The following is a 14,455-nucleotide window of genomic DNA, read 5'->3' on the forward strand; positions in this document are numbered from 1 at the left end:
AGTACAAAGGCGATTACGGAAGTCTTTAAGGAGTGTCTTAATGTTAGTAATTGAATTAATTATCCTATGCCTAATATTTTTTGGCCTATGTTTTTTAGGGACGGGTACAGATGAGAAAAATTTAAAAAACTATATGTCTTATCCAGATGAGGCACAAGCAAAAGTTAAAGAAATAATTGATTATCAAGGAAAATTTAAGGACAGAAGTAAAGTATCAACATTTATAGGGAATTTTATAATATTTTCTATTTTATTTTTCATTCTTGGCTTAAAAATACGACAAGCTAGCTTTATGAAAAACTTTATAGCCTTATCAATTTTAGGTCAAGGTCTGAATCTTTTTGACCTAATCATAATTGACCTCTTGTGGTGGAGAAATACAAAAAGAATTAGATTTACAAAAATCCCAGAAAAAAGTCTTTATCAAAACCCAAAGAAACACATAGAAGCTTTTTTAAGGGCCTTGCTTATGTATTTTCTTATATCCCTAATAGATGGATATATTTTGACTTTATTTTAAAAAGGTGGAAGTATGAAATTCCTTACTTACGGAAATAAAGATAATAAGTCACTCCTATTTATCCATGGTCTAGCATCAAGCGCTAACTTGTGTTTTGGAGGACTTTTGCCTTATTTAAAAGAATATTATGTGATTTTAGTAGAACTTGATGGGCATTGTCAAAGTGACTTAAATGACCTAGAAAGTATGGAAAAAGAGCTTTTTATAATAGAAAATTATATACTAAAAGACCTAAAGGGAAATTTATATGGTCTCTGTGGCTTTTCTATGGGAGGGACTCTTGCAGTAGATTTAATTAGTAGGGGAAATATCAGGGTTAAAAAAGTCTTACTAGATGCTCCAATAACCGCAGAATTGGGCCGGAAGGCATATCCTTTTACTCAGGCATTTATTATAGGAACATACATGATCAAAAAATCAATTCCAATTCCTAAATTTATGATTGATTGGCTTATGGGAAAAGATAATGATAGTGTAATTGAAATGACTTATAAAAAGATAAGTAAAAAATCAATTAAAAATGTGTGTAAGTATATTTTCCATTATCAAATAAATGAGAATTTAAGAAACTTTCATAAGCCTGTCTTATTTTGGCGAGGAAGCCAAGAGCAAGTCCCAGAAATTAGCCAGGACAATTTAATGAAATATTTACCACAGATGAATGTGGAAATATTTGAAGGAATGGGACACGGACAATATTTACACGAGCATCCAGCAGCCTATGCGAAAAAATTAAAAGCATTTTTGAAAGATTAAGGAGATTTATGAAATATTTTAATAAAGAATATTATAAGCATCTAACAATAAGGACAAGTGAATCGGGACTTGTATTGGACGATGAAGAAAAAATGGCTTTGGGTTTAGAAAATGACTATAGAAGAAACTAGACAATTTTATAAAGATTATGATGACCTATGTGACTGTGCTTATTGCAAAAATTATATGAAAGATGTAAAGAAAGCCTATCCAGACCTGGATGCTTACTTAGATAAGCTTGGAATTGATATAGAAAAGCCCTGGGAAACTCTGCCAGGAGAGGTTGTTGGTGGTATGATTGAATATCTAGGAGCCCAGTATATTCTTATTGGAAATAAAAGTGATTTTAATAAGGCAAAGCTTGGCGAACTAACAATAGACCTTGCAAAATCTTTCCCAGATCCTGGTTTAGCTTGCGAATATTATGTGATAGAAATTCATCCAATAAAATTACAGTGGATAGTAGAAGGAGAAATATGAAAAAATTTTTTAAAGAATTTTCAGAAATAAATGGCGATTACATTGAAGAAATCCCAGGGCAAGCCCGTTTTGCCTACGGTATATCCGATATGGATGACCTTTTTGAGATAGAAGATATCATCAAATACGATGGATTCTATAAGGGATCTCTAATAAGATTTTATGATTACCAAACAGGGGAAGTTTACTTGCCGTTTGAACAAAAAGAAAATATAGCCTACGGGAGGCCAATTTATATAAGAAATATTTTTTACATCTTGCAAGTAGACTTTAATGAAGGTCTTGCAAATATTTATAAGTATAATCCGGGGAAAGTTTTAGAAAAAATCTTTGACTACAAAATCAAAGACTTATCAACCTATAATCTTGAGCTTATAGGAAATGACCTCCATCTAATAAGCCAAGATTCTGACAAGTTTGACATTTATTATCCTTATAGGAAGACTCTTAAACTTGCCGAAAACGAGTCAGCTCTTTTGATAGATGATGGTAAGGTTTATATTAATGCTTGGATTGAAGAGGGTTGGGATGAGGAAAATGATATAGCAAGTGAAGATTATTCCTATTATGATAAGCTAATCATAAAAGACTTGGAGTCAAATATTATCGATGAAAGGGTTGGAAATCTCCACCAAGGACAAGATGGGACTTGGTGGCTTGCTTAAAATAGAAAATAATTTTTAAAAGTACAAGGCATGAGGTCTTGTATTTTTTTATCTAAAAATAAGCAAAGAAAAATCCCCAGAATCTGAACTGACCCCCAATAGTTAGACCTAAAAACTAACTAAAGGAGGTCAGTTCACATATAAGGAGATTTTATGATTTTATATTTTTCAGCAACTGGTAATAGTGAGTATATTGCAAGAAACCTAGCTGTTGAGCTTGATAATTTAGCTATAGATTTATTTACATATATTAAAGAAGGTAAGAGTGGGATATTTGACAGTGATGAACCTTTTGTATTAGTGTCTCCTACATATTCTTGGAGGCTACCTAGGTTTTTATCAGAATTTTTGACTACTTGCACCTTTAAGGGGTCTAGGGATTTTTATGTGGTTATGGATTATGGGGATTCTTGCGGAAATGCCTATAAGTATATAGAAAAAGATATGGATAAGCTAGGCCTAAATTTTATGGGCCTTTATAGCATCAAGATGCCAGAAAATTGCATCATGCTTTTTGACCTAGATTCTGATGATCTTAATAAAAAAATAATTGCTGATGGCCTTAGAGAAGTAGGAAAAATTTCTTCTTACATAAAAACCAAGCAAGCCTTCCCTAAGAAGGGAGTTGGCCTTGTTGGTAAATTTCAGTCAAGTATCATAAATCCTATTTTTTCAAGTTTATTGTTAAGGATAAGAAATTCTATGCGACTGACAAGTGCATATCTTGCGGGCTTTGTTCTAAGGCCTGTGTTTTAAATAATATAAGCTATAAGGATGGCAGACCGGTTTGAATGGTAGATGCATTCATTGCTCTGCTTGTATTTCAAAATGCCCTAGGAGTGCTATAGAATATGGCAAGAAAACTAGAGGAAAGAAAAGGTATTTATTAAATAAATTACTAGATAATAAGAATCAAAATAACGATATAAAATGTAAATAGTTATATGTTTATTTTTAACTTATATAAAACAATGTTTAGTTATGGTAGAGCTTCCTAGACTAGAATTTTTTAGAAGACCGTTTGTCAAAAAAATACCAAATTTTATCAAATCATGATTAATTTATCTGGCGCAGGGTATATATAAAATATCTAACTTATAACTAATTATGTCTTATGATAGACTTAGATAATAAATTTTAATTTAATCCAAGGAGGATATATGAAACTATTTGATTTTACAAATAAAGAACAAGAAGAGATTAAAGAAGGACTATCAACTGCAGAAATAAGCGATAAGGAAGCAGGTCAAAAGATATTAGACTTAGTGCCAGAAGAATGGATTAAGAAAATTCCATTTTTTGTAAGAAGCCACTCTACAACAAAAACTATTGAAAGAATTGAGGCTGAATATCCAGACCTTTACGAAGTAGCCAAGAAGCCAGGCGAACTTCCAGAAAAAGAAGGTGAAGAATTAAGAAAGATAATTACAGATATATTTAAGGAAAAGATGGAAAAACATAATATTAAATAGATTTACTTGTTAAATTTTAATAAGATAATGGTAGAATATTAAGCCAATAATTATGGCATACAAATAGCATCTAGGTTTACTGGATGCTCAGACTTTAGATAAAGTAGATGAAAAAATACATATTCATCTACTTTTTCTATGCGATAAACCCATAAATCAAGCCATCTGTGGGTATAAATATACTAAAGATGGAGGAAGTTATGCTACATAAAAACGAAAAGAATAATACTGAGCAAGTTCAAATGGTATCAGTAGAACAACTAGTCCCAAAAGATCACATATTAAGAAAAATAGATAAATACATAGACTTTAACTTCATATACGACCTAGTAGAAGATAAATACTCACAAACAACAGGTAGACCAAGTATCGACCCAGTAGTATTAATAAAACTTGTAATCCTACAATACTTCTTCAACATAAACAGCATGAGACAAACAATAAGAGAAGTAGAAGTAAGCATAGCTTATCGTTGGTTCTTAGGACTTGACTTCTACGATAAAGTCCCACACTTTTCAACCTTCGGAAAAAACTATTAAAGAAGATTGAAAAATACAGACAAATTTAATCAAATATTCGAAAACACCTTAGACCAAGCAATGACCTATGGATTTGTAGACACAAAAATACAATTTATAGACTCACCCCATGTAAAAGCCAATGCCAACAGATATAAAAACCAAAAAGCAAAAATAAAGAAAAAAGTAAAATCATATCAAAGAAAACTAGAAAAAGAAGTAAATGAAGATAGAAATAACAATGGCAAGGATGACTTTGATTACCTAGAATGTGAGATAATAGAAGAAAAAGAAATCACCCAATTAACAACAGATCTAGAAAGTGGACTATTCTATAAAGGAAATCATAAGGAAGTATTTACCTACTCAATCCAAACATCATATGATAAAAATGGCTGGATATTAGGATACAAAGCCTATCCAGGAAACCTACACGACTCCACAACTTTCCCATCATACTTCAAAGAAAAACTAGAAAAATATAAACCAGAAAAAATAGTAATGGACGCAAGATACAAAATACCAGCAATAGCAAAAGAACTAATAGAAAAAGGAATAATGCCAGTCCTACCATATACAAGACCAAAAGAAAAAGCTGATAAAGAACCATTCTATCCAAAACAATATAAATATGACTAAACAAATGACTGCTACATATGCCCAGAAAATAAAATCCTAATCTATTCAACAACCAATCGAGAAGGCTATAGAATATATCAAAGCAAGAAAAGTTTATGTGAAAACTGCCCATCTTTAAGTAAATGCACAAAAAGTAAAAGCAAAGTAAAAGTAATAATTAGACATATCTGGCAAGAATACATAGACTATTGCGAATGGTACAGATTAACCAAAGCAGGAAAATCTGAATACAAGCAAAGAAAAGAAACAATAGAAAGACAATTCGGAAGTGCAAAAGAATACCATAGCTTCAGATATACCAACATGATGGGCAAAGCTAAAATGAGTATGAAAGCGGCACTAACTTTTGCGTGTTTAAATATGAAAAAACTAGCAAAATTGCTAGATAGATTAGAGGTAGATGGAGGTGATTTCCCTCCATTTACAAAAACATTCACTCTATTATTTGAAAAAATAATATATTTTAGAATAAAGATGGAAAAAGCGTCGAAAGGCCCAGTTTATTAGTGGATTTGTCAAGCTATGAGATAACACATAAGATATCTTATATAAATTATATTATAATGAAAGGAAAAAAGAAGATGGAGAATATATTTTAAGGCTAGGTAGAAATTACTGAGAATTATTACAAATTATATAATTTATTTTAAAGCTTTATGATATAATAATATTGAAATTTGTTTATTAGATAAAGGGAAAGTTATAATTGATTCTATATAAAATAACGATTTCCTATCTCTAAATACTATGGGAAAATTGAAAATTTTTATTAAGTAAAGATTATTATTTTAAGAATTGATAGTTTAAGTGGGTGAATTATGAATTATAAATACTTATGGGCTAAGAAAAATAGAGTGAAGAACCAGCCAGCATGGCTTCCATTGATGGTGCACTTAGAGGATACAAGTAAGGTATGTGCACTTCTTTATGATAGATGGCTATCTCAAGGAGTTAAGGATTTTTTGATGAATGCAGTTGTAACAGATGAGGAAGATAAGGATGAACTATTAATAAAACTATGTAAGTTTTTGGGGGCTAGTCATGATCTTGGCAAGGCTAGTCCTATTTTTCAAGTGAAAAAATCTTTTAATGGAGACAAGGAACTTGATAATCTAATATTAGAAAATCTTATCAAATCTGGATTTAAAGATCTTGATAAGTATGCTTTGGAAAATAAGGAGAATATTGCCCATAATTTAATCAGTCAATATTTATTAAGTAAATTTGGAGTTAACTTATGTGTATCTAATATTGTTGGAGCTCACCATGGCAAGCCTATCTTAGAGAAAGATGCAGAAATATGCAAATCATTTACTTCAAGCATTTATCAATATGATAATTTAGACTCAGATGAAGCAAAATTTTGGGATGGAATACAAAAAAACATTTTCAATTGGTCACTTTCTGAGGCTGAATTTGTTACCCCGTCAGATTTACCTTTAATTTCTCAACCTGGTCAAGTGATTTTATCTGGCTTACTAATAATGGCAGATTGGATCTCGAGTAATGAAAAATTCTTCCCTCTAATTTTCGTAGATCAAATTGAAACAAAAGATGATAGAGTAGAAAATGGTTTTGCAATGTGGATTAATGATAGGGCAGAAAATTGGGAGCCAGATCCTTATAAATATGGCTTATATAAAAGTAGGTTTAAATTTATTGATGAACCTAGAGACGCTCAGCGTAAGATTTCAGAAGAAATACACAAGATTGACAATCCTGGAATAGTGATTATAGAGGCGCCTATGGGATTGGGAAAAACCGAAACAGCTCTTATAGCAGTTGAAGATTTAGCTCAAAAAACAAATAGAACAGGTATGTTTTTTGGTCTGCCTACCCAGGCTACTTCTAACGGGATTTTCAGTCGTGTTAGAGGTTGGCTAGATCATATAGAAGGTGAAAAATCTTTAAGACTTATACATGGAAAAGCCCAACTAAATGATGAGTTTTCGAAACTTCCAAAGTCTAGGAATATCCATGGAGAAGATGGAGTTGGTGTTAATGAGTGGTTTGCTGGTAGGAAAGTATCGATTTTGGATGATTTTACAGTTGGAACCGTAGATCAAATCCTTTTGGCAGCTTTAAAGCAAAAACACCTAATGCTAAGACATCTAGGTCTATCAAATAAGGTTGTTGTAATCGATGAAGTCCATGCCTATGATGCATATATGTCTGTATTTATGTATAGGGCTTTGAGATGGTTGGGGGCTTATAAAGTTCCAGTTATTATTTTATCAGCAACTTTACCAATTTCAAAAAGAAATGCACTCTTAGAGGAATATATGATTGGTGCGGGTCTCGGTTATGGACTACTTCCAAAACCAGTTGGTTTCGGAACAAATGAAGCCTATCCACTTTTAACTTACAATGACGGATCAACTATAAAACAGTTTGCTGATTTTAAGAAAGAAGCAGGAAAAGATTATCAGATAATAAAAAAATCTAAAGAACAAAGTGAAGACATAGTTGGCTTAATCAAAAAAATGACACCTGAAGGTGGAGTTGTAGGTGTGATTGTAAATACTGTTAGGAAGGCCCAGGGCTTTGCAAAAAAATCTATAGAAGAATTCGGCGAAGATAGGGTTGAGCTTTTACATTCGTCTTTTATTGCAACTGATAGGTACAAAAAAGAAAAAGAATTGATAGATACTATTGGAAATAAAGGAAATAGGCCTGACTTTAAAATTATAATAGGAACCCAAGTTATAGAACAATCTCTAGATATAGATTTTGATATATTAATTACTGATCTTGCCCCAATGGATTTGATCCTTCAAAGAATGGGAAGACTACACAGGCATGATGAAACAAAAAGACCAGATAACCTCAAAAATCCAATTGTTTATGTTTTAAATTGTGGAGGTTATGATTTTGATGAGGGAAGTAGTTTTATATATTCTCCTTACATTTTATTTAGGACTGAATACTATTTGCCAGATAAGATCAACCTGCCAAATGACATCTCCCATCTTGTCCAGCTGGTTTATTCTGATGGGGATTTGGTGTTAGAAGAAGAGCTTAAAAAAATATATAAAAATTATAAAAAAGTAAACGATAAAAGAATATTAGATAAAGTAGAAGAAGCGAGTGATTATAGGATTGACATACCAGAAATTGATTACATTGAACCAGACTTTAATATTCATGAATTGTTTACCAATTCAGAAAGTATAGTTGAGCTTTCTGATATAAAAGCTGGGGGAAAAGTGCGTGATAGTGTTGATTCTGTAGAAGTGATCGCATTAAAGAAATGTGAAGGTGGTTATGAATTTTTTGATAAACCAGGTCTTTTAAATTCATCTGACAATAATACAGCTATAGAAATTGCAAAAAGAACCATAAAATTACCAAATTCTGTTTATTATAATAAAGATAATGGGTATATAATTGACAAGGTGATAGAAGATTTGGAAAAATATTACCTTGAAAATTTATCTAACCGGGACAACCAAGCTTGGCTTAAAAATTCTTTGGGGATAATATTTGATTTAAATAATGAATTTAGTCTAGGGGATAAGGTTTTACTTTATGATAAAAAATTTGGTCTACTCGTAAAAAAGGAGGAGCAAAATGAGTGAATTTAACCTGATTGATGAAGCCTGGATATCTGTCGTAACTGATTATAAGGGAACAACGAAACTTGTAGGATTGAGGGAATTTTTCCAAAATTGCCATAACTATTTGGACTTGGCTGGAGAAATGCCAAGCCAAAATTTTGCAGTAATGAGATTTTTACTAGCAATCCTTCACACAGTTTTTTCAAGATATGATGCTAATGGAAATTCTTATGAATTTATAAAACTAAATGATAAGATGCTGCAGTTAGAACCTATCTTAAAAGAAGATGAATCAAAATATAGAAGAAAATTGATGGAAACATGGGAAAAACTTTGGAAGGTAGGAGAGTTCCCTAAAGTTGTAATAGACTATTTAGATTGTTGGTAAGATAGGTTTTATCTTTTTGATGATCAATTCCCTTTTTATCAAGTAAAAGAAGATTTTGTAGGAAAATGTGTGTTATATAATCAAAAACAATCTACAGACAAAACAGGTCAAATATCATTTAAAACAATTAATCGTTTAATATCTGAAACTAAAGATAATACAGCGATATTTTCTATGGTTAATGATGAAGAAAATCCATTTAGAGACAAGTTAACAAATGCCCAATTAACCAGATGGATAATTAACTTTATGGGTTATACAACAACTCCAGACAAAATTAAAATAAAATCATTCGAAGAAATCAATAACATTGAAAAATATGATGGTCATAAGGGGTGGCTTTATTCGATAGGTGGCTTGCATTACAAAACTGATAATTTATTTAAAACCTTACTACTAAATCTTGTTTTAGTTCATCCAAGCAAAAAGTTTATAACTGCTATACAAAACCCAGCATGGGAATATTCTCCAGAAGAAAATATTAAATTTTATTTAAGTGCTAGAAAAATAGATAATCTAGCAAGATTGTATACAGATTATAGTCGAGCTATGAGAATATCTGAAAAAGAGGATAAATATGGTAGATATCTTGAAATAATTCAAGTACCGATTTTAGATAAAAAATATAGTTTTTTAGAATGTATGACTATTTGGGAAAATATAGGCAAAAAAGGTAATGATGAGTTTGCCCCAAAGGAAAATAATTCTTTTGAATCTTTATGGCGTAACTTTGGTATGATATTTAATAAAAATGTGTCAGATAATAAATACAAAACTCCATATATTATTGATTGGATGGGTAAAATATCTGAATTAATTGATACTTCTAAAGTAAGATTAGTTGGCCTAGGAATCAAGAGTGATAGTACTGCTTCTAATACTATGAAAAATGAAATGTACGATGAGCTAAGAATAAATTATGAAATATCAGCAGATTGTTCTGATCAAGGCCGGGTTTATAGAATTAATCAAGCAATAGAAAATACAAAAAAATTTATAGATGACGATTACATTGAGTTCGTAGAAATAATTTTAAGGCTTAAAAAGGTTGATAACAAAATAGTTAAATCTGAATTAAATAACTATTTAGAGTCTTTGTATTTTAATATCGATAAGCCTTTTAAAGATTGGCTAAGTTCCATTGAATATGACGTAAATAAAGATGAAAAAATAGAAGAATGGTTTAAAACTTTTAAAAAGATAGTTATGAAAGAAGTTAATCAGATTTGTGTAGATTTAACTAGTGAATACTTTCTTATACAGGAAATTAAAGTTGATAATAAAAAACAAAATAAAAATATTGCACTAGCTTTAAATGATTTAATGATAAAACTGAATAAATTATAAGGGAGGTATAGATGGAAGATTCTAAATTATATATATATGGGGAAACGGCAAAGATTTTAAGGAAACTTGACAATAATAGAGAAGATCCTAGTATTAAGGCCATCTTTGCTAATATTAGAAATTCTATTAATAATGATTCATCTGTTAATATGGATACCTTGGCCTTTGTTTTTCAAAATATTTCAGAAGAACTTTTGGGCTTCAGTAAAAATCTAAATGACTATGAAAAGGCAATCCTAACAGCTGTTCAAATGTATGCCCTCCACCAACAAGCCAAGTCCGATTCAGTTTTGAAAATTGATTATAAAGAAGGTGAGAGAAGGCAAAACTTAGGCGATTCTTTAAACTCAATGAGAAAAAATAATGATGAAGATAAGTCCATAGATAGAAGATTTAATGCCATGATTACATCAAGTAATTTTGAAGAATTAAGCCACCACCTAAGGCAGATGATAAAACTTTTAAAGGCCAAATCAGATGCTAAAGTTGACTATGCCAGCCTTGCTGATGACCTCTATTGGTTTTTGAAAAATCAAAGAGAAGGGCTCAAAATAAAATGGTCAAGATCTTATTATAAAAACAATAAAAAAGAAGGGAACGATAAAAATGCAAAACAAAATTAAGGACAGACTATTTCTAGATATTCACGCTATCCAAACAGTACCACCAGCAAATATCAATAGGGATGATACAGGCAGTCCAAAAACTGCCCAATACGGGGGAGTGACTAGGGCTAGGGTTAGCTCTCAATCTTGGAAAAGAGCCATGAGATTATCATTTCCTAAGGAATTACAAGGTGTTAGAACAAAAAGAATTTTGAGATTATTTGAAGATCAATATACTAATAAAGGTATTAGTTTTGATAAAGATGTAGAAAATGACATGATTTTTTTAATAGAATCTTTGGGATTTGGAATAAAAGAGTCAAATGGCGAAACTATATTGGATGTATTATTTATGTATAGTAATAAGCAAATAAACGAAATAATTGATTATTATATAGACAACAAAGAAAAAATATCTGTTTTAGGCAAGGCTTATTACGAAGAAATTCAAAAACTAGAAAGTAAACAAAAAAAAGATATTAGAAAAGAAGCGTGGAAAAAAATTTCAAATGATAATAAAAAAGCAATTAATGAAATAAATAAAAATTTAGAACAGATATTAAAAACTAATAATTCAGTAGAGACTTATTTATTCGGAAGAATGCTTGCAGCAAAAAAAGACCTAAGTGTGGACGCATCTAGCCAAGTAGCTCACGCTATATCAACCCATGCTATTCAAAGTAAATTTGACTTTTTTACAGCTGTTGATGACCTGGCTCCAGAAGATAATGCGGGTGCTGGCATGCTTGGTACAGTTGAGTATAACTCATCAACCCTATATCGTTATGCAAATATAGCTATCCATCAATTTTACGAACAAATTGGTGAGAAAAGAGAAACTATAGAATATACTAAACTTTTTGTAAAGTCTTTCGTTAAATCCATGCCAACAGGTAAGATAAATACCTTTGCTAACCAAACTCTACCACAAGCTATAGCTGTAAGTCTAAGGTCTGACAGGCCATTAAGTATGGTAAGTGCCTTTGAAGAGCCAATCAAATCAGACAATGGTTATGTAGATAAGTCAATAGAAAAACTTTTTGCCGAATACACAAAATACGACAAAATCCTAAATAAACCAGTCTTTACAGCCTACCTAATTTTAGGCGACACAGAAGTAAATGAGATAGGAAAGTCAGAATCAAGCCTAAATGACCTCCTAGAAGATTTGGGAGCAGAGATAGCAAAAAATATAGAAGACTAGGTGATATTAGTGAAAACTATATTATTAAAACTAACAGGCCCTATGCAGTCATGGGGGACTTCATCTCGTTTTGAAACAAGGACTAGCGATTATTATCCATCAAAATCGGGAATAATCGGGGTAATAGCCGCAAGCCTAGGTTATGGAAGGGATGAAGATGAAAAAATACAAAAACTTAATGACCTTGATTTTGCCGTGAGGGTTGACCAAGAAGGAGTCCTAAAAAAAGATTACCATATAGCAAGAAAAGTAAAGCTAAATGGAGATATAGACAGGACTTATGTAACATACCGTTATTATATGGAAGATGCTGTATTTATTGTGGCAATTTCACACGAAGATGATAAATGGATGAATGAAATATATGAAGGTTTAAAACACCCATATTTTCAACCTTTCATGGGTAGGCGTTCTTGTCCACTCCCAGCAGATTTTATTTTGAAAGTGAGTGATGAAGGGCCTATTGAAGCCTTAGAAAATATTAAATGGCAGGCTGCCGATTGGTTTAAAAAGAAAAATAAAAATTATCGTGCAGATATCTATGCCGATAAAGACCTTTTACCAGAAAATCCTCACACAATTAGAAATGACAGAGTTGTTTCATTTTCTCAAAAAGAACGTAAATTTGGACCAAGATTTGAAGCAAGATCTAGCATTCTTATGGCAAAAGCTGATGATGATCCACTTGACTTTTTTGAAAGTTTGGAGGGCTAAGATATGTATTTATCAAGAGTAGAAATAGATATAACTAATAGGAGAAAGATGAAAGACCTTACTCATCTAGGTTGCTACCACGCATGGGTAGAGAATTCTTTTCCAAAATTATCAAAAGAAAATCGACCTAGAAAACTATGGAGGATAGATAATATTTATAACAAATACTACCTCTTAGTCCTAAGTGAAAATAAGCCCGATATAGTAAAGCTAGAAAAATATGGAATTGAGTCCTCAGCAGGTGTTAAGAATTATGATGAATTTCTAGATTCTTTGAAGGAAGGAATGAGAGCGAAATTTAAAATAAAATTAAATACGGTAAGAGCCTATAAAGATGAGAAAAATCCTACTAAGCGTGGACGTATTATGCCAGTTCCTAATGAGGAATTAAACGAATTCTTAATCGATAAGGCAGCAAGAAATGGCTTTGAAGTAAAGCTTGGTGAATTTGAGATAAGGAAGATAGATAAAGAATATTTTATGCATACTGATAAAAATGAAACAAAAAAATCTAGAAAAAACCTTGTAAGTGTGACCTATGAAGGCCTACTCACTATTACAGATTTAGAAAAATTTAAAATAGCTCTCATAAATGGTATTGGCAAGAAAAAAGCCTATGGGTGTGGGTTTTTAACAATAATACCAGAAAAATGAAAAATATATCAGGAGCAAAAAAGACTGAGCTGACAGAACTTCCAAGAATTTCTGACAGGGTAAGTTTTATTTATGTAGAACATGCTAAAATCAATAGAATTGATAGTGCTATAACAATAAGCGATTATCGAGGAATTGTAAATATTCCTTGTTCCATGATTGGTATTTTGATGCTAGGGCCAGGAACCGAAATCAGTCATAGGGCAGTAGAAATATTAGGAGATGTAGGAACATCTATAATTTGGGTAGGTGAAAGAGGAGTAAGACATTATGCACATGGTAGAAGTTTAGCCCACTCGACTAGGTATCTTGAAAAACAAGCTAAATTAGTAACGAATAGTAGAACTAGACTAAAAGTAGCACGAAAAATGTACTCAATGCGATTTAAGGGAGAGGATGTAAGTAACCTAAGTATGCGTCAACTTCGTGGACGAGAAGGCTCTAGATTAAAACAAGTTTATAGAAAGTGGTCATCTTATTATAATGTGGAATGGAAGGGAAGAAATTATGATGTAGATAATTTTGAAGGTGGAGATCTTGCAAATCAAGCTCTATCAGCACTGAATGTATCTTTATATGGAGTCTGCCATAGTATAATAGTCGCCTTAGGAATGTGTCCTGGACTTGGCTTTGTTCATACAGGTCATGATAATTCATTTGTTTATGATATAGCTGACCTCTATAAAGCTGATTTAACAATACCTTTAGCATTTGAAATTGCGGCTAGTTGTGAGGAAGGTGATGAAATAGGTAAAATTTCAAGACTTAGTTTAAGAGATAAGATGGTAGATGGCAAGCTTATGCGTAAAATTGTGGAAGATATTCAATATTTAATGGAAATTGATGAAGAAGAGAAAATATCAATGGAAATCATCGAACTTTGGGATGACAATGATAACAATGTCAAACACGGCATAAACTATAAAGAGATATGAC

The 14,455-nt window shown here is 31.5% G+C and carries 14 protein-coding genes and 3 pseudogenes; all 17 read left to right on the forward strand.

Annotation, left to right across the window (positions count from 1 at the left end; genetic code table 11):
- Positions 1 to 40 precede the first annotated feature (40 nt).
- The 17 genes and pseudogenes from NH288_RS01800 to cas1e all read left to right on the forward strand — a co-directional run bounded on the left by NH288_RS01800 (position 41) and on the right by cas1e (position 14,454).
- Complete coding sequence (locus NH288_RS01800) at positions 41 to 520, forward strand: ABC transporter permease (RefSeq protein ID WP_265212628.1); 480 nt, start codon at positions 41 to 43, stop codon at positions 518 to 520.
- Between the two features lie 12 nt (positions 521 to 532).
- A complete protein-coding gene (locus NH288_RS01805; protein WP_265212630.1) occupies positions 533 to 1,276 on the forward strand; it encodes an alpha/beta fold hydrolase in 744 nt (247 codons plus the stop codon).
- Positions 1,277 to 1,284: 8 nt separating this feature from the next.
- The gene (locus NH288_RS01810) at positions 1,285 to 1,407 is read left to right on the forward strand and encodes a hypothetical protein (RefSeq protein WP_265212632.1); all 123 of its coding nucleotides are present in this window, start codon (positions 1,285 to 1,287) and stop codon (positions 1,405 to 1,407) included.
- Complete coding sequence (locus NH288_RS01815; protein WP_265212633.1) at positions 1,388 to 1,756, forward strand: hypothetical protein; 369 nt, start codon at positions 1,388 to 1,390, stop codon at positions 1,754 to 1,756. Before NH288_RS01810 ends, NH288_RS01815 begins: the two co-directional genes overlap by 20 nt.
- Positions 1,753 to 2,421, forward strand: coding sequence for a hypothetical protein (locus NH288_RS01820; protein WP_265212634.1), 669 nt, complete (start codon positions 1,753 to 1,755; stop codon positions 2,419 to 2,421). Before NH288_RS01815 ends, NH288_RS01820 begins: the two co-directional genes overlap by 4 nt.
- Positions 2,422 to 2,574: 153 nt before the next feature.
- A pseudogene (locus NH288_RS01825) lies at positions 2,575 to 3,096 on the forward strand (EFR1 family ferrodoxin); the annotation flags it as partial.
- 44 nt (positions 3,097 to 3,140) lie between these two features.
- Positions 3,141 to 3,212 carry a hypothetical protein gene (locus tag NH288_RS11370; protein ID WP_414731747.1) on the forward strand — a complete coding sequence of 24 codons (72 nt, stop codon included), beginning with the start codon at positions 3,141 to 3,143 and terminating at the stop codon, positions 3,210 to 3,212.
- On the forward strand, positions 3,209 to 3,361 hold the full coding sequence (locus tag NH288_RS11375) for a 4Fe-4S dicluster domain-containing protein (protein WP_414731746.1): 153 nt from the start codon (positions 3,209 to 3,211) through the stop codon (positions 3,359 to 3,361). The genes NH288_RS11370 and NH288_RS11375 overlap by 4 nt, the downstream gene beginning before the upstream one ends.
- A 220-nt stretch (positions 3,362 to 3,581) precedes the next feature.
- Entirely contained in the window at positions 3,582 to 3,893 is a 312-nt protein-coding gene (locus tag NH288_RS01830; RefSeq protein ID WP_265212638.1) for a hypothetical protein, read from the forward strand.
- A 200-nt stretch (positions 3,894 to 4,093) separates the two neighbouring features.
- Positions 4,094 to 5,557, forward strand: a pseudogene (locus tag NH288_RS01835) (IS1182 family transposase).
- A 311-nt stretch (positions 5,558 to 5,868) separates the two neighbouring features.
- Positions 5,869 to 8,628: a CRISPR-associated helicase Cas3' gene (gene cas3 / locus NH288_RS01840; protein WP_265212640.1), complete on the forward strand. Its 2,760-nt coding sequence runs from the start codon at positions 5,869 to 5,871 to the stop codon at positions 8,626 to 8,628.
- Positions 8,621 to 10,342, forward strand: a pseudogene (locus tag NH288_RS01845) (type I-E CRISPR-associated protein Cse1/CasA). Before cas3 ends, NH288_RS01845 begins: the two are co-directional and overlap by 8 nt.
- 11 nt (positions 10,343 to 10,353) lie before the next feature.
- Positions 10,354 to 10,965, forward strand: coding sequence for a type I-E CRISPR-associated protein Cse2/CasB (gene casB / locus NH288_RS01850; protein ID WP_265212642.1), 612 nt, complete (start codon positions 10,354 to 10,356; stop codon positions 10,963 to 10,965).
- Positions 10,949 to 12,151: a type I-E CRISPR-associated protein Cas7/Cse4/CasC gene (cas7e, locus tag NH288_RS01855; protein WP_265212644.1), complete on the forward strand. Its 1,203-nt coding sequence runs from the start codon at positions 10,949 to 10,951 to the stop codon at positions 12,149 to 12,151. The genes casB and cas7e overlap by 17 nt, the downstream gene beginning before the upstream one ends.
- Before the next feature lie 9 nt (positions 12,152 to 12,160).
- Positions 12,161 to 12,865, forward strand: a complete 705-nt coding sequence (gene cas5e, locus NH288_RS01860; RefSeq protein WP_265212646.1) for a type I-E CRISPR-associated protein Cas5/CasD — start codon at positions 12,161 to 12,163, stop codon at positions 12,863 to 12,865.
- 3 nt (positions 12,866 to 12,868) lie between these two features.
- The gene (gene cas6e / locus NH288_RS01865) at positions 12,869 to 13,519 is read left to right on the forward strand and encodes a type I-E CRISPR-associated protein Cas6/Cse3/CasE (protein WP_265212648.1); all 651 of its coding nucleotides are present in this window, start codon (positions 12,869 to 12,871) and stop codon (positions 13,517 to 13,519) included.
- Positions 13,516 to 14,454, forward strand: coding sequence for a type I-E CRISPR-associated endonuclease Cas1e (gene cas1e, locus NH288_RS01870; RefSeq protein ID WP_265212649.1), 939 nt, complete (start codon positions 13,516 to 13,518; stop codon positions 14,452 to 14,454). Before cas6e ends, cas1e begins: the two co-directional genes overlap by 4 nt.
- Position 14,455 lies beyond the last annotated feature (1 nt).

Origin of the sequence: Anaerococcus sp. NML200537, from assembly GCF_026131715.1 — a bacterium.
Classification (GTDB): Bacteria; Bacillota; Clostridia; order Tissierellales; family Peptoniphilaceae; genus Anaerococcus; species Anaerococcus kampingae.